General features: G+C 40.8%; 3 protein-coding genes. All 3 read left to right on the forward strand.

All coding sequences use genetic code 11. From position 1 onward, the window contains the following. Positions 1-579, forward strand: a 579-nt coding sequence (locus tag B153_RS0130785) for a serpin family protein (RefSeq protein ID WP_020600606.1), incomplete at its 5' end; no start/stop codon positions are given. Positions 580-650: 71 nt separating this feature from the next. Further along, entirely contained in the window at positions 651-1,268 is a 618-nt protein-coding gene (locus B153_RS0130790) for a hypothetical protein (RefSeq protein ID WP_020600607.1), read from the forward strand. A gap of 2 nt (positions 1,269-1,270) precedes the next feature. Next, positions 1,271-2,002, forward strand: a complete 732-nt coding sequence (locus B153_RS0130795) for a C39 family peptidase (RefSeq protein WP_020600608.1) — start codon at positions 1,271-1,273, stop codon at positions 2,000-2,002. The last annotated feature ends 884 nt before the right edge of the window (positions 2,003-2,886 follow it).

Raw genomic sequence — 2,886 nt, forward strand, 5'->3', positions numbered from 1 at the left:
GAAGCCTCGGCTTTGGAGTCGAGTCAGAAGGCTGATGAGTACGAAGCCTCGGCTTTGGAGTCGAGCCAGAAGGCTGATGAGTATGAAGCCTCGGCCCAAAAACATCTTGACGAAATTGATGGATTGCATACAGAAGCGAATAAACTGGTAGCTGAAATAGATCGTGATCAAGACCATGCTGATCAGGTAGTCACAAATATGGATACTGCCTATAAGCATGTAGAGGAAACCTTACAACATGTGGAGGACGCTTTTGATCGTACAGAAATATACTGTAAAGAAAAAAACGAGCACATTGACCAATTGGTAAATGAAAGCGAAGAAGATCGAAAGCATATAAACTCTTTATTGGCAGATTCGACTACTGAAGAAGCCACAATTCAGAAATTGATGCATGATGCCGAGCAACACGCTACGGAAGCCCGTCAGGCGGCCAACAACGCTGACCAGCATGAACATGAAGCCCAGTCCAGTGCGCGTCAGGCACATGATGCGGAATCACAAGCCTGGTCTCATGAAAGAAGCGCCCAGGAAGCTGAGCGTGCTGCCTGGGATGCTACAAGCCGAATTCGGGATTAATTACGGTCGTGCCCGAGTAGAGTTAACTAATTCTACTCGGGTACTGTATATCATTTCTTGAACTCTACTGTATGGAACCTTATAGTGAATCGATCCGATCTGGTGCTCAGAGTACCAGGTTAGCTAAAGAATCACTAAAACCAATCGTTGTAAAAGAGCCTAAAACGGATTTTGTGTCAGTCTCAAAGGTGTTTTTAGAGTTAATCCCTATAACTTATGGTGGCATAGTAGTGTCGAGAGTTTACAACTTTGGGCATGAAGTAATGGGCTTATTTGGTGTAAATGGCGGGTTCATTGGTTATCTGACAGGAAATACACTCAAGTTTAGCTCCCGGAGTTTTATGGATTTAGTGAAACGATCAAAGCCTGCTAAAAATGAATCAGGGAATCTATATCCAATAGTAAAGCCCGTTATTTTCGATGATAAAACCGAAGGATATGCCCAGGTATATATGGCAAGTAATGAATATGTTGGCTTGCTTGGGAAGTACACTGTTTATTTCGATAATTCCGGAAATCCAGTGGGTATTTATGATCTCTACAATTCCGACAGGAAAGAAAATGATAAAGACCGATCTGTACCTGCCGCTGTACTAAGAGTGATTTTAGGGGATGATATTCCTTATCGAATTGTCGGCGGAAAAATGTCCAAAAGTTACGAACTAAGAAATCTTCAATATTCAAAATAACGATGCCAATATTTGACGCGTTGAGCAATGCCAAAGACTCTAATCAGCAGGCTAAAGATGCTCTCAAAACTATTGTTGTTAAACAAGTAGCTGTTTCCAATACGACATCCGTCCCCAATGCGACGTCCACGTATCCAAAAGCCAATTTTAGTAAGACCTTATCTTTGAGCAATTATCAACATTGGTATGAGGGGAATGTTCCCTCAGGAAAAAATCCCAGCGGAGTAGCCTACAAGAATATGAAACTTAATGTTAACGGCTGTGCGCCATCCGCTTATATTATTGCCAAAGCACTTGTAGCACCAGGCTATAAAGTTACTACCGAAGAATATAAAAAGGCAATTGATGGTATGGGAACCGATAACACGGGTACTTCTATGGACAAAATAGGTGTTTATGCGAAATCCCAGTTTGGTTCCTCTCATTATGGGCTGATGACAACTACTGACCGTGAGCAAGCAAAGAAAGCAATCCAGATAATTTTAGATAAGAATAAACCCGTTATCGTTAATATTCGGGTTAGTGGGACGAAAATTGTTGAAAAAGGGGGTGTTAATCATGTGATAGTCGTATATGGCTTAAAACAGACACCCAATGGTGGTACCGTTAGCTACATTGATCCTCTCGAAAAAAATGCGAACAGTGCCAAAAAAAGCATTGATTACAGTACACTTCTCAATAGTATGAAATCCTCTGGCGAGTATTATCTGCAGGCCATCGGTTTATTAAGTTAAGGTATACAATCAATAGATATAATCATCATACCCAATCCTAGAAAGGGCTTAGATATCTATGTTAATACAGTAACGTATATTGGTTACGGTTGTTGATCTGGTTACTATTTACAGGCGTGTACCGTTTAGTACATCATTAAGTTATCACAACCATCCCCCAAAGCATATTATTTGCTGGACTTAAGTTTAGCTGAGAGTGGCATGATGGCTTGCCCAATAAATGAATTCTGCCCAAGTCTCGGTTTCGATAGAGCTTCTTCAGTGCTGTAAAAATAGCCACCGAAACCGTTGGGAATTGATACCTCGCTCTGCAGAGAAGTGTGTGCTCTTTACATAACCAAAGGTATAGTGGATCATTGAATTGGCAGTCAATTCCGTTGTTAACTTCCAATTTGAGAACCTATTTAAAGTTTCTGAAATATCGGAAGTATTGAGATTTAATGACTGACTATGAGTTATTTAAGTGGAGTGGCTAAGGGATGTTTGTAGTAAAATTGGCTGATTTTGCTACAAACATCCGACCGCTATGCGGTCAAAAATCTCATAGGTCGCATCAAAAATATTCTTAGTACAAAATTTAAACAGGCTCTGAGTTTGATTAGCGAGTGATTCGAAAGATGGAAACGGCAAATACAGTCCGGTTCTTCCATGATTACCGATTATACCTATAGCTGTCCATAAATAGGCCACTTATTCGGCAAAATGACCAGTTGTTATGTATCGGTTCTTTCGGAATGAGTACAAGTATAGTTTTGCTGCATCATGATCGTCCCGTGCTGTGGGAGATAACTGGGGTGGTCCCGTTTAGCCGGACACTTTACTTATGAGAGTTTGACAAAACAGTTTGATAAAATTGGTTTTCAAAGTCAATCGGTGAACGGTAG

The organism is Spirosoma panaciterrae DSM 21099 (genome assembly GCF_000374025.1).
In the GTDB taxonomy this organism is placed as follows: domain Bacteria; phylum Bacteroidota; class Bacteroidia; order Cytophagales; family Spirosomataceae; genus Spirosoma; species Spirosoma panaciterrae.